20 protein-coding genes are annotated in these 23,552 nt (G+C 70.4%); 10 read left to right on the top strand and 10 right to left on the bottom strand.

Features of this window, described 5'->3' with window-relative positions; translation table 11 throughout:
- The first annotated feature begins 87 nt into the window (after positions 1-87).
- Together gltB and CLV71_RS28055 are read left to right on the top strand one after the other, a co-directional pair.
- Positions 88-4,659, top strand: coding sequence for a glutamate synthase large subunit (gene gltB / locus CLV71_RS28060; protein ID WP_133905866.1), 4,572 nt, complete (start codon positions 88-90; stop codon positions 4,657-4,659).
- Positions 4,652-6,172: a glutamate synthase subunit beta gene (locus CLV71_RS28055; RefSeq protein ID WP_133905865.1), complete on the top strand. Its 1,521-nt coding sequence runs from the start codon at positions 4,652-4,654 to the stop codon at positions 6,170-6,172. Before gltB ends, CLV71_RS28055 begins: the two co-directional genes overlap by 8 nt.
- 43 nt (positions 6,173-6,215) lie before the next feature.
- Here the strand turns inward: CLV71_RS28055 and CLV71_RS28050 are convergent, their stop codons facing one another.
- From CLV71_RS28050 to CLV71_RS28030, 5 genes are read right to left on the bottom strand one after another with little or no spacing between them, the layout of a single operon-like run.
- Positions 6,216-6,788, bottom strand: a complete 573-nt coding sequence (locus CLV71_RS28050; RefSeq protein ID WP_243866767.1) for a DUF3558 domain-containing protein — start codon at positions 6,786-6,788, stop codon at positions 6,216-6,218.
- Positions 6,789-6,826: 38 nt separating this feature from the next.
- Positions 6,827-7,792, bottom strand: a complete 966-nt coding sequence (locus CLV71_RS28045; RefSeq protein ID WP_133905863.1) for a hypothetical protein — start codon at positions 7,790-7,792, stop codon at positions 6,827-6,829.
- 3 nt (positions 7,793-7,795) lie between these two features.
- Entirely contained in the window at positions 7,796-8,089 is a 294-nt protein-coding gene (locus CLV71_RS28040) for a hypothetical protein (RefSeq protein WP_133905862.1), read from the bottom strand.
- A gap of 34 nt (positions 8,090-8,123) precedes the next feature.
- Complete coding sequence (locus tag CLV71_RS28035) at positions 8,124-9,041, bottom strand: LLM class flavin-dependent oxidoreductase (protein WP_133905861.1); 918 nt, start codon at positions 9,039-9,041, stop codon at positions 8,124-8,126.
- Positions 9,042-9,066: 25 nt separating this feature from the next.
- The gene (locus CLV71_RS28030; RefSeq protein ID WP_133905860.1) at positions 9,067-10,506 is read right to left on the bottom strand and encodes an aromatic amino acid ammonia-lyase; all 1,440 of its coding nucleotides are present in this window, start codon (positions 10,504-10,506) and stop codon (positions 9,067-9,069) included.
- Between the two features lie 67 nt (positions 10,507-10,573).
- On the opposite strand from CLV71_RS28030, the gene CLV71_RS28025 reads away from it, so the two are divergent.
- Positions 10,574-11,239: a DUF2461 domain-containing protein gene (locus CLV71_RS28025; RefSeq protein ID WP_133905859.1), complete on the top strand. Its 666-nt coding sequence runs from the start codon at positions 10,574-10,576 to the stop codon at positions 11,237-11,239.
- Here the strand turns inward: CLV71_RS28025 and CLV71_RS28020 are convergent.
- Together CLV71_RS28020 and CLV71_RS28015 are read right to left on the bottom strand one after the other, a co-directional pair.
- Complete coding sequence (locus CLV71_RS28020; RefSeq protein ID WP_341771676.1) at positions 11,236-11,928, bottom strand: SigE family RNA polymerase sigma factor; 693 nt, start codon at positions 11,926-11,928, stop codon at positions 11,236-11,238. The genes CLV71_RS28025 and CLV71_RS28020 overlap by 4 nt on opposite strands.
- An 11-nt stretch (positions 11,929-11,939) precedes the next feature.
- The gene (locus CLV71_RS28015) at positions 11,940-12,224 is read right to left on the bottom strand and encodes a superantigen-like protein SSL4 (RefSeq protein ID WP_133905857.1); all 285 of its coding nucleotides are present in this window, start codon (positions 12,222-12,224) and stop codon (positions 11,940-11,942) included.
- Between the two features lie 207 nt (positions 12,225-12,431).
- Here CLV71_RS28015 and pyk point away from each other — a divergent pair, with 207 nt between their 5' ends.
- The 3 genes from pyk to dacB all read left to right on the top strand — a co-directional run bounded on the left by pyk (position 12,432) and on the right by dacB (position 16,407).
- The gene (pyk, locus tag CLV71_RS28010; RefSeq protein WP_133905856.1) at positions 12,432-13,856 is read left to right on the top strand and encodes a pyruvate kinase; all 1,425 of its coding nucleotides are present in this window, start codon (positions 12,432-12,434) and stop codon (positions 13,854-13,856) included.
- Between the two features lie 28 nt (positions 13,857-13,884).
- On the top strand, positions 13,885-14,799 hold the full coding sequence (tesB, locus tag CLV71_RS28005; protein WP_133905855.1) for an acyl-CoA thioesterase II: 915 nt from the start codon (positions 13,885-13,887) through the stop codon (positions 14,797-14,799).
- Between the two features lie 144 nt (positions 14,800-14,943).
- A complete protein-coding gene (gene dacB / locus CLV71_RS28000) occupies positions 14,944-16,407 on the top strand; it encodes a D-alanyl-D-alanine carboxypeptidase/D-alanyl-D-alanine endopeptidase (protein ID WP_243866745.1) in 1,464 nt (487 codons plus the stop codon).
- A gap of 214 nt (positions 16,408-16,621) precedes the next feature.
- On the opposite strand, the gene CLV71_RS27995 is transcribed toward dacB, so the two are convergent.
- A complete protein-coding gene (locus tag CLV71_RS27995; RefSeq protein WP_133905854.1) occupies positions 16,622-16,939 on the bottom strand; it encodes a hypothetical protein in 318 nt (105 codons plus the stop codon).
- Between the two features lie 351 nt (positions 16,940-17,290).
- On the opposite strand from CLV71_RS27995, the gene CLV71_RS27990 reads away from it, so the two are divergent.
- The 4 genes from CLV71_RS27990 to CLV71_RS27975 all read left to right on the top strand — a co-directional run bounded on the left by CLV71_RS27990 (position 17,291) and on the right by CLV71_RS27975 (position 22,511).
- Positions 17,291-18,142: a helix-turn-helix domain-containing protein gene (locus CLV71_RS27990; RefSeq protein ID WP_133905853.1), complete on the top strand. Its 852-nt coding sequence runs from the start codon at positions 17,291-17,293 to the stop codon at positions 18,140-18,142.
- A 26-nt stretch (positions 18,143-18,168) separates the two neighbouring features.
- Positions 18,169-18,372, top strand: a complete 204-nt coding sequence (locus CLV71_RS27985) for a DUF397 domain-containing protein (protein WP_133905852.1) — start codon at positions 18,169-18,171, stop codon at positions 18,370-18,372.
- A gap of 256 nt (positions 18,373-18,628) precedes the next feature.
- Complete coding sequence (locus CLV71_RS27980; RefSeq protein ID WP_133905851.1) at positions 18,629-21,658, top strand: helix-turn-helix transcriptional regulator; 3,030 nt, start codon at positions 18,629-18,631, stop codon at positions 21,656-21,658.
- 85 nt (positions 21,659-21,743) lie between these two features.
- Positions 21,744-22,511, top strand: coding sequence for a DUF4262 domain-containing protein (locus CLV71_RS27975; protein ID WP_133905850.1), 768 nt, complete (start codon positions 21,744-21,746; stop codon positions 22,509-22,511).
- On the opposite strand, the gene CLV71_RS27970 is transcribed toward CLV71_RS27975, so the two are convergent.
- Both CLV71_RS27970 and CLV71_RS27965 read right to left on the bottom strand, forming a co-directional pair.
- Positions 22,512-23,051 (bottom strand): hypothetical protein, encoded by a 540-nt coding sequence (locus CLV71_RS27970; protein ID WP_133905849.1) that lies wholly within the window; start codon positions 23,049-23,051, stop codon positions 22,512-22,514. It lies immediately after the preceding gene.
- Positions 23,052-23,150: 99 nt separating this feature from the next.
- Positions 23,151-23,546 carry a PAAR domain-containing protein gene (locus tag CLV71_RS27965; protein ID WP_133905848.1) on the bottom strand — a complete coding sequence of 132 codons (396 nt, stop codon included), beginning with the start codon at positions 23,544-23,546 and terminating at the stop codon, positions 23,151-23,153.
- Positions 23,547-23,552: the final 6 nt, after the last annotated feature.

The raw sequence follows: 23,552 nt of genomic DNA, 5'->3' as shown, positions 1-23,552 counted from the left end.
CTGTTAAGCTCGCGTCAACATGCGGGCCACCGGCGTCCCGCGCCCAGCTTCCAGGTTGAGCGCGAGGACGACGAGGGAGGTCGACGCGTGATCTACTCCGCCATACCCACCGCACAGGGTCTCTACGATCCCACCACCGAGCGTGACGCGTGTGGCGTGGCCATGGTCGCCGACATCCGGGGGCGCCGGTCACATGGCATCGTGACCGACGCGCTGGTGGCGCTGGCCAACCTCGAGCACCGCGGCGCGGCGGGTGCCGAGCCCACGAGCGGCGACGGTGCCGGCATCCTGCTCCAGCTCCCCGACGAGCTCTTCCGCGCCGAGGTCGACTTCGACCTCCCGGCGCCCACAGAGGACGGTGCGCACGCGTACGCGGCAGGCATGGCCTTCCTGCCCCAGGATCTCGACCGGCGTGCCACAGCCGTCACGCTGGTCGAGCGCATCGCCAAGGAGGAAGGGCTCGAGGTCCTCGGCTGGCGGGACGTGCCGGTCAACCCGGAGGCGGCGGACGTCGGACCGACAGCGTCGTCGGTCATGCCGCACTTCGCCATGCCGTTCGTCGCGGCGCCCGCCGACGGGGACGGCAGCAGGTCCGCGGGGGTGGCCCTGGACCGGCTCGTGTTCTGCCTGCGCAAGCGCGTCGAGCACGAGAGCGTGGCCTCCGGCTGCGGCGTGTACTTCCCGTCGCTGTCCGCGCGGACGTTGGTGTACAAGGGGATGCTGACCACCGCGCAGCTGCCGCAGTTCTTCTCCGACCTCACCGACGAGCGGCTCGAGAGCGCGATCGCACTGGTGCACAGCCGGTTCTCGACGAACACCTTCCCGTCGTGGCCGCTCGCGCACCCGTTCCGCTTCGTCGCGCACAACGGCGAGATCAACACGATCCGGGGCAACCGCAACCGCATGCGTGCCCGCGAGGCGCTCCTGGCGAGCGACCTCATCCCCGGCGACCTCTCCCGCCTGTACCCGATCTGCGACCCGGAGGGCTCGGACTCCGCGTCCTTCGACGAGGTGCTCGAGCTGCTGCACCTCGGCGGCCGCAGCCTCCCGCACGCCGTGCTGATGATGGTCCCGGAGGCGTGGGAGAACAACGCCACCATGGACCCGAAGCGGCGCGCCTTCTACAAGTTCCACTCCAGCCTGATGGAGCCGTGGGACGGCCCGGCGAGCGTCACCTTCTCCGACGGCACGCTCGTCGGCGCGGTGCTCGACCGCAACGGCCTGCGCCCGGCCCGCTGGTGGCGCACCGCCGACGACCGCGTGGTGCTCGCGAGCGAGACCGGCGTGCTCGACGTGCCGCCGGACCAGATCGTGGCCAAGGGCCGCCTGCAGCCGGGTCGCATGTTCCTGGTGGACACCAGGGCGGGCAAGATCGTCGACGACGACGAGATCAAGACGGCGCTCGCCGCCAAGCTGCCCTACGGGGAGTGGCTGCACGCCGGTCTGCTGAAGGTCGACAACCTGCCCGACCGCGAGCACGTGGTCCAGACCAACGAGTCCGTGCTGCGGCGCCAGCTCTCCTTCGGCTACACCGAGGAGGAGCTGAAGATCCTGCTCCAGCCGATGGCGGTGACCGGTGCCGAGCCGATCGGCTCGATGGGCACCGACACCCCGCCCGCCGCGCTGTCGAAGCGGTCCCGGCTGCTGTACGACTACTTCAAGCAGAACTTCGCACAGGTGACCAACCCGCCGCTCGACGCGATCCGCGAGGAGATCGTCACCTCGGTGCAGCGCATCATGGGCCCCGAGCAGAACCTGCTCGACCCGGGCCCCGCGTCGTGCAGGCACATCCAGCTGCCCTACCCGGTCATCGACAACGACGAGCTGGCCAAGCTCATCCACGTCAACGACGACGGCGACATGCCGGGCTACGCCTGCACGGTGATCCCCGGTCTGTACGAAGTGGAGGGTGGCGGCGAGGCACTCGCGTCGGCGATCGAGCGCGTGCGGCGCGACGCGTCCGAGGCCATCGCGGCCGGTGCCCGCACGCTGGTCCTCTCCGACCGCGACGCGGACCACCTCATGGCGCCGATCCCGTCGCTGCTGCTCGTCTCCGCCGTGCACCACCACCTGGTGCGCACCAAGGAACGCCTGCGGGTCGCGCTCGTCGTCGAGACCGGCGACGCGCGCGAGGTGCACCACGTGTCGCTGCTGCTGGGTTACGGCGCGGCAGCGGTCAACCCGTACCTGGCGTTCGAGACCATCGAGAACCTGATCCGGCGCGGCACCCTCACCGGCATCGAGCCGCGCACGGCGATCCGCAACTACGTCAACGCGCTGGTCAAGGGCGTCGTCAAGATCATGTCCAAGATGGGCATCTCGACGGTCGGCGCCTACACCGCGGCGCAGGTCTTCGAGGCGTTCGGGCTCGCCAACGACGTGCTGGGCGAGTACTTCACCGGCACCAGCAGCAAGCTCGGCGGCGTCGGCCTCGACGTGATCGCGGCCGAGGTCGCGACGAGGCACCACCACGCGCACCCGGAGAACCCGACCGACCGCGTGCACCGGCGCCTCGAGGTGGGTGGCGAGTACGCCTACCGCCGCGAGGGCGAGCTGCACCTGTTCACGCCGGAGACCGTGTTCCTGTTGCAGCACGCGACGAGGACGCGCCGCGAGGACGTCTACCGGGAGTACGTCGAGGAAGTCGAGCGGCTCAACCGGGAGGGCGGCGCGCTGCGCGGGCTGTTCCGGTTCCGCGGCGAGGAGCGCACGCCGGTCCCGCTGGACGAGGTCGAGCCGGTCGAGTCGATCCTGAAGCGCTTCAACACCGGCGCGATGTCCTACGGGTCGATCAGCGCCGAGGCACACGAGACCCTCGCCATCGCGATGAACCGCATCGGCGGCCGGTCCAACACCGGCGAGGGCGGCGAGGACACCGACCGGCTCTACGACCCCGAGCGGCGCTCGGCGATCAAGCAGATCGCGAGCGGCCGGTTCGGCGTCACCAGCGAGTACCTGGTGAACGCGTCCGACCTGCAGATCAAGATGGCGCAGGGCGCGAAGCCCGGCGAGGGCGGCCAGCTGCCGCCGAACAAGGTGTGGCCGTGGATCGCCCGCACGCGGCACTCGACCGCGGGCGTTGGGTTGATCTCCCCGCCGCCGCACCACGACATCTACTCCATCGAGGACCTCGCGCAGCTGATCCACGACCTCAAGAACGCGAACGAGCACGCACGCGTGCACGTGAAGCTGGTCAGCGAGCTGGGCGTCGGCACGGTCGCGGCTGGTGTCTCCAAGGCGCACGCGGACGTCGTGCTGATCTCCGGGCACGACGGCGGCACGGGTGCCTCGCCGCTGAACTCGCTCAAGCACGCGGGCACGCCGTGGGAGATCGGCCTCGCCGAGACCCAGCAGACGTTGCTGCTCAACGGTTTACGCGACCGGATCACCGTGCAGGTCGACGGCGCGATGAAGACCGGGCGGGACGTGGTCGTCGCGGCGCTGCTCGGCGCGGAGGAGTACGGCTTCGCGACCGCACCGCTGATCGTGGCGGGCTGCGTGATGATGCGGGTCTGTCACCTGGACACGTGTCCGGTCGGCGTCGCGACGCAGAACCCGGAGCTGCGCGAGCGGTACACCGGGCAGGCCGAGCACGTGGTCAACTTCTTCCACTTCATCGCGAACGAGGTGCGGGAACTGTTGGCGTCGCTCGGTTTCCGGACGCTCGACGAGGCGATCGGCCACGCGGAGCTGCTGGACGTCGACGACGCGGTCGAGCACTGGAAGGCGCAGGGCCTCGACCTGACGCCGATCTTCGCGGTACCGGAGGAGACGAACTACGGTGGCGCGAAGCGGCGCGTGCGCGCGCAGGACCACGGCCTGGACCAGGCACTGGACCGCACGCTGATCCAGCTGGCCGAGGCGGCGCTGGAGGACGCGCACCCGCTGCGGCTGGAGCTGCCGGTACGCAACGTGAACCGCACGGTCGGCACGCTGCTGGGTGCCGAGGTGACGCGGCGCTGGGGCGGCGAGGGCCTGCCGGACGACACGATCCACATCGAGCTGACCGGTTCCGCGGGTCAGTCGCTCGGCGCGTTCCTGCCTGCCGGCATCACGCTGGACCTCGTCGGCGACGCCAACGACTACGTCGGCAAGGGCCTGTCCGGCGGGCGGATCATCGTGCGACCGCACCCCGAGTCGCGTTTCGCGGCCGAACAGCAGGTGATCGGCGGCAACGTGATCGGCTACGGCGCGACCGGCGGGGAGATCTTCCTGCGCGGCCGCGTCGGCGAGCGGTTCTGCGTGCGGAACTCCGGCGCGGTGGCGGTGGCCGAGGGTGTCGGCGACCACGCGTTCGAGTACATGACCGGCGGCAGGGCCGTGGTGCTCGGGCCGACCGGGCGCAACCTCGCGGCGGGCATGTCCGGCGGCATCGCGTATGTGCTGGACCTGAACGAGAACACGGTCAACAAGGCGATGGTCGACCTCCAGCGACCGACCGCGGAGGACCAGCGGTGGTTGCGGGAGATCGTGACCGCGCACCACAGGAACACCGGATCGGCGGTAGCGGCGTCGCTGCTCGGCGACTGGACACGGCGCGCGGCGTCCTTCACGAAGGTCATGCCGCGCGACTACCAGCGCGTCCTCGAGGCCATGCGGCTGGCAGCCGCGGAGGGACGCGACATCGACGAGGCGGTCATGGAGGCGTCGCGTGGCTGATCCCGGTGGTTTCATGAAGTTCTCCCGTGCCGAAGCGCCGAAGCGTCCCAAACCGGACCGGCTTGCCGACTGGCACGAGGTGTACGTCGACCAGGACCCGAAGGAACGCGAGAAGCAGGTCCGTGCGCAGGCGTCCCGCTGCATGGACTGCGGGATCCCCTTCTGTCACTCGGGTTCCGCCGGCTGCCCGCTCGGGAACCTGATCCCGGAGTGGAACGACCTCGTCCGGGGCGGCGACTGGTCCGCGGCGAGCAACCGCCTGCACGCGACCAACAACTTCCCTGAGTTCACGGGGAAGCTGTGCCCGGCCCCGTGCGAGACGGCGTGCGTGCTGTCGATCAACCCGCTCTCGGGTGGACCCGTGACGATCAAGCGGGTCGAGGAGGCCATCGCGACGGCGTCCTGGGAGAAGGACCTGATCCGACCACGCCAGGCGTCGGTGTCGTCAGGCAAGCGGGTGGCGGTGGTCGGCTCCGGTCCGGCGGGCCTCGCGGCGGCACAGCAGCTGACCCGCGCGGGCCACGAGGTCACGGTGTACGAGCGGGATGATCGTCTCGGCGGGTTGCTGCGGTACGGGATTCCCGAGTTCAAGATGGAGAAGAAGGTCCTCGACCGGCGCCTCGCGCAGCTGCGTGAGGAGGGCACCCGGTTCGTGACGGGTTGCGAGGTCGGCGGGTCGTCACCCGGTGACCTGTCGGTGGAGACACTGCGCAGCTCGTTCGACGCCGTGGTCCTCGCGGTGGGCGCGTTGCGTGGCCGCGACGCGCCGGACGTGCCGGGGCGGCACCTGAACGGCGTGCACCTGGCGATGGACCACCTCGTGCCGGCGAACAAGGAGTGCGAGGGCGACGGCCCGTCCCCGATCTCGGCGGCGGGCAAGCACGTGATCGTGATCGGCGGCGGCGACACCGGTGCCGACTGCTATGGGACCGCCAGCCGCCAGGGCGCGGAGACCGTGACGCAGCTCGACCAGTACCCGCAACCGCCGTCGGTCCGTGACGACGAGCGGTCGCCGTGGCCGGTGTGGCCGTGGATCCTGCGGACGTACCCCGCGCACGAGGAGGCGGGGGAGCGGCGCTTCGCGGTGGCGGTGGAGGAGTTCGTGGACGACGGCGACGGGAACGTCAAGGCCATCCGCCTGCGCGAGGTCCGTGTCCGTCGTGACCCGGAGACCGGTGTCCGCGAGGTCGTGCCGGTGAACGACCACGTCGAGGAACTGCCCGCGGACATGGTGCTGCTGGCGATCGGCTTCGAGGGTGTCGAGCACATGCCGTTGCTCGACGGGCTGGGCCTGGAACTCTCCCGTCGAGGCAGCCTGTCGTGCGGCACCGACTGGCAGACGACGACCGAGGGCGTCTTCGTCTGCGGTGATGCCCACCGGGGTGCTTCCCTCGTGGTGTGGGCGATCGCGGAGGGCCGGTCGGTCGCACACGCCGTCGACGCGTTCCTGACAGGGCACTCCGACCTCCCCGCCCCGGTCATCCCGACGGCGTTGCCACTCGCGGTGGTGTAGGAGACTCCCCGGGGTGCGTGGCCAAGTTGCGCACCCCGGGTGTTCACCTTCGAACCGCGTCGACCACCAGCTCGGCGGCGGTGACGAGTCGGTCGCACAGCTCGGGTTTCTCGTTGTAGGTGTAGAGATGGCCCAGGATGACGATGCCCTGCCCGTTCCCCGCGCCGACCGTGGCCTCGCACTGGGAGCCGTCGTCCCGGTCTCCCCGTGTCACCGCAGGCAGACCTCGAACGGTGTGTTCCCCGAACGCGATGGTCTGCCATTTGTCCTCGGCTCGATCGGAGTTGAACTTCTGGTACGCCGCCGCGAGCGGATCTCCGGTCGTGTAGATGCTGATGGAGAGGAGAGTGAACGACGCATCTGTGTTGCTGTTGTCGCGGGACCACGCGCAGACCCGGGCACCGTCCTGCTCGTCCTCGATCTGGTCGTCGGCGGGGAACCCAAGCTCGGTCAGCTGTTGTGCGTTCAGCAGAGAACACGGCTGGTCGTAGTAGGGCCCGAGATCGACCGGCCTGCTCACCGAGGGCGCCACGGACGGCATTTCCGAGGTCGGGCTGCTCGTTGGCGGCCTGGGTGGAGGAGCAGGCGTGGCCGTGCACCCGGCCAGTGCCGCCATGACGGCCAAGCCGCAGAAAGCACGGCGGTACAACGGACTCACCCCTCCCCGTCGAGCCGTTCGCTGATGATGCCGCCAGGCTTCGGCTTCTCGTCGACGTACTTCTGGCGCTCGCGTTCGACCTCCGGGCCGTGGACCTGTGGTTCTGGCGAGTAGGAGAACTGGTCGTACCGGAAGTCAGGGCTGTCGACGTCAGTGCACGGCGGAAGCTCGTCGGGCATGGCCACGGTGAGACCGGCGAGAGCGTCACGCCTGTTCTTGATCCAGCCGCGGACTTCGTCGAGGTTGTCCTCGTAGGCGGCGAGGAGCCTGTCGCGCGCCGCCGCGTAGCCGTCCACGACCGGGATCGCCGCCGTGCCCGCGACCGGGGCAGGCTTCAGCGCAGAGCCGATCTGGCTGTAGATCTGGTCGACCGCCCAGTCCTTGATCTTCGACGGGTCCACGTTCTTGATGGCATCGACCGCCGCCTTGAACAGGCCCATCCCCGCCTCGGACCACTCCGGCGGCGGCTTCTCCAGCTCGTTGGCCACGGCGTCGCAGTGCTGTGCGGTCTTCTGCATGAGGTCGAGGCAACTGGCGCGGAACTGCCCGTTGACCGCGTACATCATGCTGACCGCGGTAGCAGCGTGCACGGTGTAGACGTACTGGCTGTCGATGCACTGGACGATCTTGTTGAGCTGCGTGGTGAACGCGTCCGACGCAGGACCGACCCACCAGCTCCCGATGTCGGATCTCGCCAACTCCACGACGCCGTTCGGGTCGCTCTCCCACTTGGTGGTCTCCGCGGCGCCGAGGATCTCCTCGTACTCGTCCTTCAGCAGCTCCAGGTTCATCGACATGTACAGCTCGGCGTCGATCTCCAGGGAGCGGGCGAACACGTCGGAGTCCGTCTGGTCCGGGTTGCCGACGATGTCGGGGTCGAGGCCGTCCGCGGCGAGCATCTGCCTCATCGCGTGGGCGAGGGCGTAGGACGCGCTCCGCAGGTCGTCGTCGCTGACCGGCACGGGTCAGCCCTGCCCGTCGACGCGCCGGTACACCTGTGCGATGTCGTGCAGTGCCAACGCTGTGGCGTCGACGAGGTCGGCGGCCCTGCTCTGGCGGTTCGCGAGGTCCTCGGTGAACGTGCCGTACTCGTGTTCCACCGCCGACACCGCCGCCACCTCCTGTGGCCTCGGCGACGCCGTGTGCTCCCGCAGGATCGACAGCGGCTTGCGCATCGCCGCCGCGACCTGTGGCAGCTCCGCCGCGTGGCGCTCCAGTTCTCCCACTTCCACGGCGAAGCCCGGTGCCGGTGTAGTCATGATCCCCCCAGGGTGACGACTCGTGCACCCGACGTTACCCAGTGACGCGATGATCGTGCGGCTGATTCCGCGAAACCGCCTCCCGCACGGCCGGTGCGATCTCCCGCGCCCACCTGCCGAGCACCGTCTCCACGGGTGTGCCGTCGTCCGCCGGGAAGAGGATGAACCCGCCCGCCCTGTGCTCCAGCACCGCGCCGGTCAGCTCCTCGACCCACTGACCGACGTCGCCCCCGGCCCAGCGTCCGTTCACGCGGGGCTCGTTCAGCGGAGTCTTCGTGATGCGGCCCGGCAGGTTGTAGATGGTGGCCACGTCCTCCGGCGTGCGTCCGGCTCCCGTCGCCGCCTCGTCGACGATCGGGCGGGACTCCCGGTAGCGGGTGCTCAGCCAGTCGGCCGCGTGGCCCGGGATCCAGCCGTCGGCCAGCTCGCCGGTCACCTTCAGCGAACGCGGGCCGACCGAGCCCGTCCAGATCGGCGGGGTCGGCGTCTCGGCAGGCGCAAGATCCGTGAGGCGGTGGAACTCGCCCTCGAAGGTCACCGGCTCGCCGCCGCCGGACAGCAGCCGCACGACGGTGATCGACTCGGCGAACGCCCGGACGGCCTCCGCAGGGCTCAGCTGCCGCGCGCCGAGCCGCGCGATGTCCTCCCACGAGCCGCCCGCGCCCATGCCCAGCACGATCCGGCCGCCCGTCATCGCCGAGAGGGTGGTCACCGTGCGGGCGAGCATGGGTGCCTGCCGGATCGCGTTGGTGACGTTGACCAGGCCGGACACCTGGCTCGTCCTGCCGAGCAGCACGCCGATCGCCGCGTAGGCGTCGAGGCGGTCGCCGAAGTAGGGGTGGTCGGACACGCTGACCAGGTCGAGCCCCTGATCGTCGGCGAGCCGTGCGTGGTGGAACAGCGTCTCGGTCAGGCCGACCGCCTGGTCGAGCCCCGCACCGAAGATCGTCATCAGTCCTCCAGTAGTCACGCCCATGTCAGATGTCGGCGAGGGTCTCCAGCAGTGCCGCGGCCTTGGTCAGGTCGTCCGAGAACGGGCGGTCGGCGGTCTCCCGGTCCAGGGTGGCGTCGGCGAGGTCGAACGCGTCGCGGACGGGGAGGTCGACCAGGTCCGCGGGACGCATGTGCAGTGCCCGGACGGCCGCGACCAGCTCGCACGCCAGCACCTGCCGGTAGGCGTCCGCTGCCGCGCGTGCCTGGCGCGCCGCCTGCGTCGAGAAGCTCGCGTGGTCCTCGACGCCACGGGACACCACCGCCGTGCCGAGGGTGACCGGGAGCGCCACCTGGCGAAGCGACGCCAGCGCGTCGTGCGCCACGTACTCCAGGATCATCACCCCGGAGCTGCCCGGCGGCCCGTCCGCCAGGAACGCGGGCAGGTCCGTGAACGACGGCTCCACGAGGTCACCCAGCCGCGCCGCCGACAGCTCCGCCACGTGGTGGACCGTCGCGCGGGCCTGGTCCAGGGCCGTCGCCAGGTAGGCCATGTGGAAGTGGGCGTGGTGGTACACGTCCCCGGCGGCCAGCGACACCATCGGGTTCTCGGCGCTCGCGTTGATCTCCACCGTCAGCACGTTGCGCAGGTACGCCAGCGCGTCCACCGCCGGACCCTGCACCTGCGGGAACGCACGCAACCCGTACGGGTCCTGGATCCGGCGCCCCGGCGGCGGGGTCGTCCCCGCCATGCCGAGCAGCCGCCGCATCTCCGCCGCGCACCACACCTGGCCGGGGTGCGGCTTCGCGGCGTGCACGGCCGTCGCGTACGCCTCCGGCGAACCACCCAGCACCACGTACGACAGCGCCGTCACGACGTGGCTCGCCCGCAGCAGCCGCTCGAGCGACAGGCACGCGAGCACCGCCTCGGCGAGCGTCGACGCGTTGCTGCTCATGAACGCCAGCGCGTCGGCCGTGTCCAGCGGGATCGGCGCGAGGTGCCCCATCGCCCACGGGCGCTCGCCCGCCAGCGTCAGTCCGGTCTCCGCGAGCACCGTCAGGTCGCCGGTGCCGATCGCGCCCGTCGCGTGCACACGGGGGAGCGCACCGCTCGTCAACGCGTCGGCCAACGCCGTCAGCAGCCTGGGGTGCGCACCGGAACCACCCGCGGCCAACTGGTTCAGGCGGATCAGCATCATGGCCCGCACGTGCGCCGAGGGCAGCAGGTCGCCCGCGCCGCCCGCGTGGCTGCGCAACAGCCTGCGCCCGTGCTCCGGGCTCGAGTCCGCGTCGATGGTCAGGTCGCGGTTCGCGCCCACCCCGGTCGTCCTGCCGTAGATCTCGCGGCGCGCCGACAGGTCCGTCACCAACCGCCACGCGTCCGCCGCGCGGCGCATCGCCGCCTCGTCCACCGTGACCGCGACGTTCTCCTCGGCCACCTGCCGCACGTCCTCGCAGCGCAGTGTCCGACCGTCCACTGAGAACATGCGACAAGCGTAGTTGTCATCCCCCCGACCGACGTGTCCGCGTCCTCGGTCCGCATACTTGTGGCCCATGGGGTTCAGCGGTTTCGGCGAGCACGCGATCGACTTCTACGACGGCCTCGAGGTGGACAACTCGAAGTCGTACTGGGAGGACAACAAGCACCTCTACGCGGCGGACGTCCGCGCGCCGATGGAGGAGCTGCTCAGTGAGCTGGCGCCGGAGTTCGCCGACGACGCCAGCCGTGTCACCGTGTTCCGTCCGTACCGCGATGTCCGGTTCGCGAAGGACAAGACCCCGTACAAGACCCACTGCGGCGGCGTGATCGAGCACGGCCGCGGCGCGGGTGCCTACTACGTGGAGGTCGGCCCGCCGGGGCTGCGCGTCGGCGGTGGCTGCTTCCACCTCCAGACCGACCAGCTCGCCCGCTTCCGTACGGCCGTCGCGGAGGACCTCCACGGCAAGGCCCTGGCGGACATCGTCGCGAAGCTGGAGAAGACCGGCTGGGAGATCAGGGGCGAGCGGCTGAGGACGAAACCGCGCGGCTACGACGTCGACCACCCGCGCATCGACCTGTTGCGGCACAAGGCCCTGTACGCCATGCGGGTCTGGCCGCCGGACGACGCGCTGCACGAGCGCGAGACCCTCAGCCGTGTGCGCAGGGCCTTCCGAGGGCTGCGTGACATCAACGAGTGGGCCCGCGACCACGTCGGCGTCTCGGAGGTACCGCGCCGCTAAGGCGTCTTCACCGGGCCTTCCGGGCTCTTCGTGGCAGGCGGCGTGGTGTTCGGCGAGGTGCGCGGTGCCGTCGTCCCCGACGGTGGCACCGCCGGTTCGACCGGACCGGGTGGTGTGGTGGCCAACGCGATGCCGAGGACGATCGCGATGATCGCCGCGACGGTCGCCGCCGCGGCGACCAGCACCGGGAAGTGCGGACCGAGCCGCTTGCGGAGCGTGGCGAGACCGCGAGCGCTCTGGCTCTTCACCGTCCCGGTCGACAGGCCGAGCTCCTCGGCGGTCTCCTCGACGCTCAGGTCGTGCAGGTACCGGAGCACCAGCACCTCCTGCTGCCTGGGCGCCATGCCGGACAGCGCCCTCAGCACGAGCGTCCGGTCCTCGAAGCCCTGGGGTTCCACACTGTTCTCGGGCACCACGTCGGTCAGCTGCTCACGGCTGCGCCACGACCGCCTGCGGTCGTCGAGGTAGACCCGCAGCAGCACCTTGCGGACGTAGGCGTCGCGGGTCTCGTCGTCGATCCTCGGCCAGACGCGGTACAGCGTGAGCAGCGCGATCTGCGTGATGTCCTCGGCGTGGTGCCAGTCGCCGCACATCGAGTACGCGGTGGCCCGCAGCGTCCGTGCCCGCACACCGACATACCGGGCGAACTCGTCGTCCCACGACGAGCCCCGCCCGGCATCTCGGTTCACGGCGTCCAGTGTCACCGAGCCGTGCTCTTGGTCGGCGACGGCGTGGTCTCGGGCTGTTCGGTGGCGGGCGGTGTCGTGTCCGGAGCCTTGGTCGCCGGCGTCGTGCCGGGAACCGTGGTCTTGGTCGGCGCCGTGTCGGGGACCTTGGTGGCCGGCGGGGTCGTCGCCGGTCCGCCCGTCGCGGGCGGGGTCGTCGCCGGTCCGCCTGTCGCGGCGATCGCCGTCCCCGTCACCGCTCCCGCCACGATCACGAAACCAGCCGCGACCAGCCCGATCCGTGCCCCTCGTCCTGGCAAGGGATCCTCCTCGTCTTCGGGGCGTGGCCCGGTGCCGTGCCCCCTTCACTGTTGATAGGGGGAACAGGGGGTGGGAGGTTGCAGCGAGTTCCCGGGCCGGACGAGGAGGCCAGTGGACCAACTCCCGGATAACTTTCTGGATCGATCCCGGGGTTACTGGCCAGTAGTTCGGGATCGTTCCAGCAAGGAGAGCTAAGCTACGGTCCCGTGAGTCGACGAGCGAAGATTGTCTGCACTCTGGGGCCAGCGACGGCCACCCCGGAGAAGGTGCGCGACCTGGTCGCGGCCGGCATGGACGTCGCGAGAATGAACTTCAGCCACGGCAGCCAGAGTGACCACAAGCAGGTCTACGACCTCGTGCGCGCCGCTGCCGACGAGTCGGGGCGGGCCGTCGGCATCATGGCCGACCTGCAGGGCCCCAAGATCCGCCTCGGCACGTTCGCGGGCGGCAAGGCCGAGTGGCGGATCGGTGACGTCGTACGCATCACCGTCGAGGACATCGAGGGCACCCACGACCGCGTCTCCACCACCTACAAGGGGCTGGCCAAGGACGCGAAGGCGGGCGACCGCCTCCTGGTGGACGACGGCAACATCGGCCTGACGGTGCGGTCCGTCGAGGGCCCCGACGTGGTCTGCGAGGTCACCGAGGGCGGCAAGGTCAGCAACAACAAGGGCATCTCACTGCCCGGCATGGACGTCTCCGTGCCCGCGATGTCCGAGAAGGACATCGAGGACCTGGAGTTCGCGCTCCAGCTCGGCGTGGACTTCGTCGCGCTGTCCTTCGTGCGCTCGCCGGCCGACATCGACCTCGTGCACCAGGTCATGGACCGGGTCGGCCGCGGCCGCCTGCCGGTGATCGCCAAGCTGGAGAAGCCGGAGGCCGTCTCGAACCTCGAGGCGATCGTCCTGGCGTTCGACGCGGTCATGGTCGCCCGTGGTGACCTGGGTGTCGAGCTGCCGCTCGAGCAGGTGCCGCTGGTGCAGAAGCGCACGATCCAGATCGCGCGCGAGAACGCCAAGCCGGTGATCGTGGCGACCCAGATGCTGGAGTCCATGATCCAGAACTCGCGCCCGACGCGCGCCGAGGTCTCCGACGTCGCCAACGCCGTGATCGACGGCGCGGACGCGGTCATGCTGTCCGGCGAGAGCAGCGTGGGCCGCTACCCGATCGAGGCGGTCCGGACCATGGGCCGCATCATCGAGGCGGTCGAGGCCGAGTCGACGGTGGCGCCGCCCCTGGCCCACGTCCCGAGGACCAAGCGCGGCGTGATCTCCTACGCGGCCCGCGACATCGGCGAACGCCTCAACGCGAAGGCCCTGGTCGCGTTCACCCAGTCCGGCGACACCGTCCGGCGGCTCGCGCGGCTGCACACGCACCTGCCGCTCCTGGCGTTCACCCCGGAGCCGTCCGTGCGTAGCCAACTGTCGCTGACGTGGGGCGTCGAGACGTTCATGGTGCCCGAGGTGGACACGACCGACCGCATGGTCCGCCAGGTCGACAACTCGATGCTGTCCATCGGCCGGTACCAGCCGGGTGATCTCGTGGTGGTCGTCGCAGGCTCCCCGCCAGGGACCGTCGGCTCGACTAACCTCATCCGAGTCCACAGGCTCGGCGAGGAAGACCACGCCTGAGAGCCCGTTTCCGGCTCGGAGGTTTCAGTTGACCGAAGCGGCACGTCAGGCAGCCGCTGATCTCGACGCGGCCATGGCGCAGCGTGGCCAGCCGGTACTGGACCGGCTGGTCGCGCTCCTGGACCTCGAGAACATCGAGGAGAACATCTTCCGAGGCGTGAGCCCGGCGCACTCGACCGTCCGCGTGTTCGGTGGGCAGGTGGCCGGTCAGGCGCTGGTGGCCGCGGGCCGGACCGTGCCGCCGGAACGCAAGGTGCACTCTCTGCACGCGTACTTCATCCGACCGGGCGATCCCAGTGTGCCGATCGTGTACGACGTCGACCGGATCCGTGACGGCCGGTCGTTCACCACCCGCCGTGTGGTCGCGATCCAGCACGGCAAGGCGATCTTCGCCCTCTCGGCGTCGTTCCAGCTGGTCGAGCAGGGTGTCGAGCACGCGGAGACCATGCCGGACGTGCCGCCGCCCGACGACCTCCCGTCGCGCCAGGACAGCATGCGCGAGTACATCGAGAAGCTCGGACCCGCGGCGACCATGCCGCGCCCGATCGACGTCCGCTACGTCACCCGGCCGCCGTGGGAGATGCGCGGGCAGGGTCCCAACGAGGCCCGCAACCAGGTGTGGATGCGTGCCGACGGCGTCCTGCCCGACGACGACCTGCTGCACGTGTGCGTGCTGACCTACGCGTCGGACATGACGCTGCTCGACTCGATCCTCGTGCGGCACGGCGTCTACTGGGGCTTCGACAACGTGCTCGGCGCGAGTCTCGACCACGCGCTGTGGTTCCACCGGCCGTTCCGCGCCGACGAGTGGTTCCTCTACGACAGCGTCTCGCCGACCGCCTCCGGCGCGCGCGGCCTGGCCACCGGCCGGTTCTTCGGCCAGGACGGCACGCTGATCGCGACCGTCGTACAGGAGGGGCTGCTGCGGGTTATACCCGACTGAGCCGACATGTGGGCGATTGTCAACACCGTCGCGGGGTAGGACGATTCTTCACGAGTAGCCCTGCGACGCTTGGAGACGCCTGTGCGTGCCCGCTTGGTCGGCCTGTTGGCCCTGATCGCATTGGTCTTCGGTGGTGCCTCTCCTGTGTCAGCACAGGACCGGGGCGCGCTCACCGCCGACCTCGACGCCATTCTCGCCTCGCCCGGCATGGACGGGTCGGACCCCGGCCTCGTCGTGCGCACCGCCGACGGCGAGCTCGTCTACAACCACGCCTCTGACCGGCGGCGACAGCCGGCGTCCAACGAGAAGCTCGTCACCTCCGCCACCGCGCTCGACGTCCTCGGCCCCGACTACCGGTTCTCCACCACCGTGCACGCCGCGGGCAGCCGTCGGGGCGCGGTCCTCCACGGCGACCTCGTCCTGCGGGGCACCGGCGACCCGACCATGCTGGCCGCCGACTACGACGCGCTCGCCGCGAAGGTCGCCGACGCCGGCCTGCGTGTCGTGACGGGCCGGCTCGTCGCCGACGACACGTGGTTCGACGACGTCCGCCAGGGCGTCTCGTGGGCGTGGGACGACGAGCCGTACTACTACAACGCGCAGGTGTCCGCCCTGACCGTGGCGCCGGACACCGACTACGACGCGGGCTCGATCATCGTCAGGGTCGCGCCGGGTCCGAACGGCAAGGCCGTCGTGACGACCGAGCCACCCACCGACTACGTGACCGTCGCGAACACCGCTGTCACCGGACCGGCTGGTTCGGCCAACACGATCAGTGTCGACCGCGTGCACGGCACGAACACCTTCACCGTGACAGGGTCCATCCCCTCGGGTGGCGCCACCACGAGCGAGTGGATGGCGGTCTGGGAGCCCACCGACTTCGCGGCCTCCCTGTTCCGTGCCGCGCTCGGCAGGCACGGCGTGCAGGTGGTCGGTCAGACCACCAGGGGAGCGGTGCCCGCGGCCGCGACCGTCGTCGCGACCAGGACGTCGATGCCGCTGCGCGAGCTGCTCGTGCCGTTCCTGAAGCTGTCCAACAACCTGCACGCCGAGATCCTCGTCAAGGCCATGGGTCGTGCCACGAGCGACCAGGGCACCTGGACCGCGGGCCTCGACGCCGTCTCGAGCAAGCTCTCCGCGTACGGCATCAACCCGGCCAGGGTGTCCCTCCGGGACGGTTCCGGCCTGTCCAGGATGGACCAGATCTCACCCGACCAGCTGGTGTCCCTGCTGGGTGCCGCGCGCAACAGGCCGTGGTTCCACGACTGGTACGAGGCGCTGCCGATCGCGGGCGAGACGGACAAGCTCGTCGGTGGCACCCTGCGCAGCCGCATGAGGGGTACCCCGGCTGAGGGAAACGTGCACGCGAAGACCGGCTCGCTCACCGGCGTGAGCAGTCTCTCGGGCTACGTGACGACGGCTGACGGGCAGCAGTGGGTGTTCTCGATGGTGACCAACAACGGCCTCGGGGTGACGCTCAAGAACCTCGAGGACGCGGTCGCCGTCCGGTTGGCGCAGGAAGGGAGCACGGCTCGGATGGTCATACCATCGACCTCGCCGTCCTCGGCAGTGTCCGAACTGGAATGCAGCTGGGTCAAGGCATGCTGAAAGCGAATCGCATATGGACAGACGTCTGACGGGTTGTCCGAGGAGCTGGGGGCGGGTCCGGGACCGGTCGGGGGGCGGTCCCAGACCCGCCGCACGCCGGGCGGCACGGGGAGAGACGGGGAAAGCGTGCCGTCCGGACCGAACCGCGGTGGCCGTCAGATGGGCACTGCCACGGTCCGGGAACTGCGGGGTCGGTCGCGTCGCTGATCCGTCGTCAGCTGCCGAGCGCGACCTGCCTCCTGACGGGCACCGGCGTGTCCTCGGCGTCCGCCGGAGAGTCCTCGTCGGTCGCCACCAGGCACAAGTGGGCGGAGAGGTAGGCGCGGCACGGTGCGGGCGCACGGCCGAGCCGGTTGGTGCGGCATCGGTTGCAGCGGCCGGACTCGTCGGGCGCGTGCTCGTCGAGCACCGCCCGCAGAGCCGTGACCAGACGGGGCAGCTCGCACCTGGCGACGGTCGCGGCGGTCCTCTGGTCGCCGAACTGCGCGCGGTACGTGATGCCCGTCAGGTAGTCGGCCAGGGATCTCTCCAACTGGCCAAAGATCGGACTACTACTCACCGTGACTCCCTGTGGTGTGCAGTGAAGAGTTACTCTCTGTCCGGTTCGGGTTGTGGCGCCTCGACCCACGCGTCAAGTTGCCACCCGGACAGGCACTCGAATGACCGGCCTTCCACGACACCGTTCGAGTTCGCAAGCAGCTTGCGCTGCGCCAGCCGCATATTGCAACTTGCACCACACGATTGGGTGAAGGACGCGTGGATGTCGTGCGGTCGCCTACGCTCTGCGTACACGCTTGGTCGGCGTTTGCGAGTACTCCTCGTGATGGGACCCGTCCAAGTGAGAACATCAGTTTCCGCATTCCATCCACTGAAGAGGTGAACCATGTCGCGAGGTCCAAGCCCGACGGTGCGCCGTCGTCGGCTGGCGGCCAGGCTGCGGGAGCTGCGCGAGAACGCGAACCTGACGATCGACGAGGTCGGCGAGAAGCTCGAGTGCTCGGCGTCGAAGATCAGTCGCATCGAGACTGGACACGTCGGCGTGACCCCGCGCGACGTTCGGGACATGCTCGAGGTGTACGGCGTGAGCGACGAGGAGCGCGACACGCTCGTGCAGCTGGCGCGTGAGGCACGCAAGAAGGGTTGGTGGCACGCCTTCAACGAGGCGTTCACCGGTGCCTTCGTCGGTCTCGAGGCAGACGCGTCGTTCCTGCACACCCACCAGGCCCTCCTGATCCCCGGGCTGCTCCAGACCGAGGCCTACACACGCGCCGTCATCCGGGCCATCAGGCCGGACATCGGTGAGGCCGATGTGGAGCTTCGCGTACGGGCCAGGCTGAGCAGGCAGAAGCTCCTCACCGAGGAGTCGAACCCGCCGGAGTACTGGGCGGTGCTCGACCAGGGCGTGCTGGAGCGGACGGTCGGCGGTCCCGAGGTCATGCGCGAACAGCTCAAGCAGCTGGTCGAACTGGCGTCGCTGCCGCACGTCACGCTGCAGGTCGTGCCGTTCTCCGCCGGGGCGCACGCCGGGATGGAGGCGCCGTTCCTCATCCTCGGGTTCCCGGAGCAGGCGGATCCCGACGTCGTCTACGTCGAGTACTCGACCTCCGGGGTCTACTTGGAACAGCCGGAGGACGTGCAGCGCTACACGTTGATCTTCGACCACCTGCGTGCGGCGGCGTTGAAACCCGACGACACCGTCGAAGTAATCGACAGGACAGCCAACCGGTTGTCCTGAAGGAGAAGGAACGAAGGGATCAGGGTATGACCGTTTCCGACCTGTCCGGTGCGCGCTGGCGCAAGAGCAGCTTCAGCGGCGCCCAGAACGACTGCGTCGAGCTCGTGGTCGCCGGAATCGGCGCAGCGGTGCGTGACTCCAAGAACCCGGAGGCCGGCGCCGTTTCGTTCGAGACGCCGGGCTGGGACTTCTTCCTCGGAGTCGTGAAGGAGGGTCGCCTCGACAGCTGAGGCTGACCGTTCGGCTGTGCCGGTCTGACTCGCAGCCAGGTGCTCTCCTGACCCCGGAGCACCGCCTCGGTGGCCGGCCCGTGCTCGTTACCCCTTACCCGGCCTCACGTGCCGGAACGACGTGAACCACCGATGCCCCGCGCTCCTCCTCAGCATCACGCTGAGGGTCCTGTCACCAGACCGGGAGCGCCGCCAGTGGACACGACGTCTCGCAATCCGAAAATCACGCGCGCCCGACCCGGTCGGGCGTGACAGGATGCAGGGCGTGGCTCGTCTGGGATCCGGAATACCCATGGTGGCGCGTGACCGCGAGCTGGAGCGCCTCCGCGCCGTGTTCGAGCGGTCGGCGAAGGGAACCGCGACCGCGGTCCTGATCTCCGGGGACGCCGGCGTCGGCAAGACGAGAGTCACCGAGGAGCTGGCCACCGTCGCCCGCGACAAGGGTGCGGTCGTACTCGTCGGCCGGTGCCTGGACGCCGGGGAGACCGGCCTTCCCTACCTGCCCTTCGCCGAAGCGCTGTCCCAGATCCCGGACCGCGAGCAGGCCGTGCTCGCCCACACCGCGCTGGCCAGGCTCTTCCCCGACGTCTCCCTGCCGACCAGGGAGCGCAGGGAGAACAACCTGTCCGCCATCACCGCCGTCGTGCCCGGCGCGGGCGGGCGGGTCGGCAACCGGCCCGAGCAGGACATCGGCCAGCTCCAGCTCTTCGACGCGGTGCACGGCGTGCTCACCGACCTCGCCGCGACCCGCCCCGTGCTCCTGATCATCGAGGACCTGCACTGGGCAGACGGCTCGACGCGGCGACTCCTGTCGTTCCTGGTCTCGCGGCTGCGCGAGCAGCGGATCATGATCGCGGGCACCTACCGCAGCGACGACCTGCACCGCCGCCACCCACTGCGCCCGCTGCTCGCCGAGCTGGTCCGCCAGCCCGCGCTGGAGCGGCTGGACCTCACCCCGTTCAGCGCGGCCGACTCGCGCCAGTTCGTCACCGCTCTCGCCGAGGACGGCCTGCCCGACGACCTCGTCCGCGAGGTCGCCGGCCGCTCGGAGGGCAACGCGTTCTTCGCAGAGGAGCTGCTCGCCGCCTACACCGAGGACGGCGAGAGCCTGCCCGCCACGCTCGTCGACGTGCTGCTCGCCAGGGTCGAACGGCTCAGCGAGACCGCACAGCACGTGGTCCGCGTGGCGTCGGTGTCCGGGCGGCGCGTGCCGCACGCCGACCTGCTCGCGGTGTCCGAGCTGCCGGAGCCGGAGCTGGAGGAGGCACTGCGCGAGGCGGTGCAGCACCACGTGTTCGTCGCGAAGCAGCACCAGTGGATGGACGTCTACGCGTTCCGGCACGCGTTGCTGCGCGAGGCCGTCTACGGCGACCTGCTGCCGGGCGAACGGGTCCGCCTGCACGCCGCGTACGCCCGCAACCTCGCGGCCAACCAGGGTCCGCGTGGTGCGGCAGGGGCGCTGGCACACCACAGCATGGAGAGCCACCAGCTGCCGCAGGCGCTGTCGGCGTCGATCGCGGCGGCACGCGAGGCGAAGGACGCCGGTGCGCCCGCCGAGTCGCTCGACTACTACGAGCTGGCGCTGAAACTGTGGGAGGCAGTCCCGCCCGCCGACCGGCCTGCGGACAAGGACGAGGTGACCCTGCTGCGCAAGGCGTCCTACATGGCGGGCCGGTCGGGCGAGCCGGAGCGCGCGGTGTCGTTCGCGCGCTCGGCCGTGAAGCTGGCCGACGAGTCCGGCGACCGGGCGACCTCGGCGATGATGCGCAGGCGGCTCGCGTCCGCGCTGTTCGTGGTCGAGGGCCGGGAGCGGGAGGCGCTGCAGGTCATCGAGCAGGCGTGGGCGATCGTCGACGGCTGGCCGCCGGACTGTGAGAAGTCGTGGATCCTCGCGGTGTACGCGTTGATCCTGCGCAGCATGCGAGAGCCGGAGGAGGCGCGGAAGTTCGCCGAGCTGGCCGTGCAGGAGGCAAGGGCGTGCGACGAGACCGGCGTGGTCGCCGACGCCCTGGTCACCCTCGCCGCACTGGACGAGCAGAACGGCCGCACCGAGGAGAGCCGCGAACGCCTGCGCGAGGCGATCCGCCTGGCACACGACGACGGCGAGCTGAGCGTGGAGCTGCGGGCCAGGTACTACCTGGGCATCAGCACCTACGAGCAGGGCGAGTTGGCCGACGCGGTGCGGATCATCGAGGAGGGTATCGACCGGGCCAGGAGCACCGGTCTGGCGTGGAGCACCTACGGCTTCGAGCTGCGGGCCATGAAGGTCATCTCCCGCTACGCGACCGGCGACTGGGACGACAGCGAGGCGGCCGCCGAGCCGCCGGGCATGCGGGTGTCGAGCACCGTGTCGGCAAGGCTGGCGGCGGTGGGCAGCTACGTGATGGTCGGCAGGGGCAGACTGGCCGAGGCCACCCGGCTGGCGGCCGAGCTGAGGTCGGAGTGGCACAGGGACTTCCAGATCGGCGCGGCGATGGGGGCCGTGGGTGCGGAGCTGGCGCTGTGGCAGGGCAGACCGGAAGAGGGCGCGAAACTGGTGCGGGAAGCGCTGGAGTGGGCGTCGCGCGTGGGCGGTCAGTGGGTGCTGGTGAACATCCGGCTGGGTGCGCTGGGTGCGGCACTGTGCGCGGACCTGGCCGAACGGGCGGCGCGCCGCAAGGACGAGGCGGAACGGCGCGCGGCGGTGGAAGAGGGCACGCGCCTGGTGGAGCTGACCCGCCAGACGGCCGAGTTCGGCAGACCCCGCACGGGGACACTGGGCCCGGAGGGCCTCGCATGGGTGGCGAGAGCCGAGGCGGAGGAAAGCAGACTGCGTGGGGCGAGCGACCCCGGGCTGTGGGCGGCGGCGGTGGCGGCGTTCGACTACGGCGCGATCTACGAGCAGGCCATCTGCCGCTGGCGTCTGGGTGAGGCACTGCTGGGCGCCGAACGCCGTGAGGAGGCGACCAGTGTCCTGCGCACCGCGGACGAGGTGGCAACGCGCCTGGACGCCCGCCCGCTGCGGGACGCCCTGCGCAAGCTGGCCCGCCGGGGCCGGGTGGCGCTGACGGACGGCGCGGTCCCGCGCGAGACCCTGGACCCGTTCACCCCACGCGAGCGCACAGTGCTGAAGCTGGTCGCGCTGGGCCGAACCAACCGCCAGGTGGGCGAGGAACTGTTCATCAGCGAGAAGACGGTAAGCGTCCACCTGTCCCGGATCATGGCGAAACTGGGCGCCACCCGCAGGGCGGAGGCAGTGGCGATCGCCTACGACAGGGGCCTACTGGTACAGCAGGAAGTGCACTGAAGGACTCCTTCCTGACGCTGGGCGTTCCGAAGGAGTCCTTCACAACGTCGGCGGCACTGTCGGTGCATGGGCTTACAGTCTGCGCGTGAACTGCGAGTGCTGGCTCTGCTCGGGTGGCGACCCGGCGGAGATGGACCACTACATGCGCGACATCGCGTGGCACGTACAGAGCCACGGGTGGAGCGTCGTCGCCCTGCCCGAGGACGGGGCGTTGCCCGGTTGGGCGTACAGCGTCGGCATGTGGCACACCTTGCGTGCGCCCGAGGTGTGCATGTTCGGCTTACGGCTGGCGGACATGCACCACTGGGTCAACCGCGTCGGGGACCGGGTGCGCGGCGGTCTCTCCCTGGCACCCGGCACGTCCGTCGACGGGATCCTCGACGGGTACGCGCTGGCGGTCCGGCCGGTGCACTCGTCCTGGCACGCCGACCTCTTCGCCTACGGGCTGGACTTCCACCGAGGGCCACTGCCCATGGTGCAGCTGGTGTGGCCGGAGTTGGGCTCGGCGAACCGCCAGCCGTCGCTGTGGTTACCCAAGGACGACCACCCACCGAGCCTGTGGACCCGGCTGGACCAGCTCGTCGACTCGCCGTTCCCCGGTGCGGCACCGGACTCGCTCGTGCTCGGCTCCCGCGCGGTGATCGACGGCTCGGCGCCGGTGGCGGGTGTGGTCCACGGCTCCGACGGATCGTGGAGCTTCCTCGACGGCTCGGGCGGACCCGAGGTCGGTGTCGTGCACCTGCGCCACGTCGTCGCCGACCACCCGTACGTCTGCGACTTCGCCGACCTGCCACCGGGTTACGCCGCCTGGCAGGAGCCCGACGGCAACTGGTCGCGGTCCAGGGTGGACTGATCAGCCGGTGAGGTGCGCGGGCACCACGGGCACGGCCACGAGGAGGAGAAGGCCGATCGACGCCAGCTCCTTCTCGTGGCGGCGGAACCAGCCCTGCGGTGCCCGTGCCGACGGCGGGCGCTCCGCCGTGACCTCCAGCGAGTAGGTGAGCTCGCCGCTGACGGTCACCGCAACGGCGTCGGCCCGGTGCGTGAAGTCGACCGCGCAGTCACCCGTCGACGTGACGGTGTTCGGCGCGCGGAAGTCGTGGTGCCGCTGGGTGAACAGATGTCCTGCGGCGGCCGACACGCTCGGTGTCGCCGAGCCGAGGTCGCGGATCATCACGCCCCGCGCCACGGCGCCGACCGCGGCCAGCGCCGCCGCCCTGCTCACCTCGGCGGGCGCCGACGCGACCAGCACCTCCAGCTCACCGGTGAGCAGCAACCCGATGGTGACGGTGACGTGGCCGATGTCGACGGCGGTGCCGGCGACCGGGCCGGCCGGCAACGTGTAGCGGTACGCGGCAGGTGGTGGTTCGGGCAGCAGTGCCGCCATCGTCATGGCTCTCCTTCGCAAACCGGCACGCCCCCCACAACAGACCGTAGGTCCTGGTTGATCACACATCCGATGGCCGAAGGGGCAGCACTTCGGGCGGAAGGTTCAGCCGCCGACCATGACCGTGCCCGCGGCGACGATCGAGCCGGTCGGCGCAGGCGCCGGGTCGTTGCACGTCATCACCGTGTCGCCGGTGCGGGCCGCGGGCTTGTTGTTGATCAGCACGGTGCCGCTGCCCTTCGTGATCGTGCCCTGGTTCGTGGGCGGCGCCTGGAACGGGCCGCCCTGGGGGACGTGCGGCGGCGCGTTCGTCGCGGTGCTGCCCACCACCGCGGCGGGCTGCCCGCCGATCATCACGTTGGTGCTGCACCCGCCGGTGATCGTGCCTGCGAACGGGTGTGGCAGCGGCGTCGGCACCGGGCCACCCGGCGACGGGACCATGATGATGTGGATGTCGGTCCCGACGACCTTGTCGCCCATCTTGGCAGCAGGCTGACTCACGACCCC

This window comes from Actinophytocola oryzae, assembly GCF_004364325.1.
GTDB lineage: Bacteria > Actinomycetota > Actinomycetes > Mycobacteriales > Pseudonocardiaceae > Actinophytocola > Actinophytocola oryzae.
Note: the sequence above shows the minus strand (reverse complement) of the source record. Positions and strands in the feature narration are given on the sequence as shown.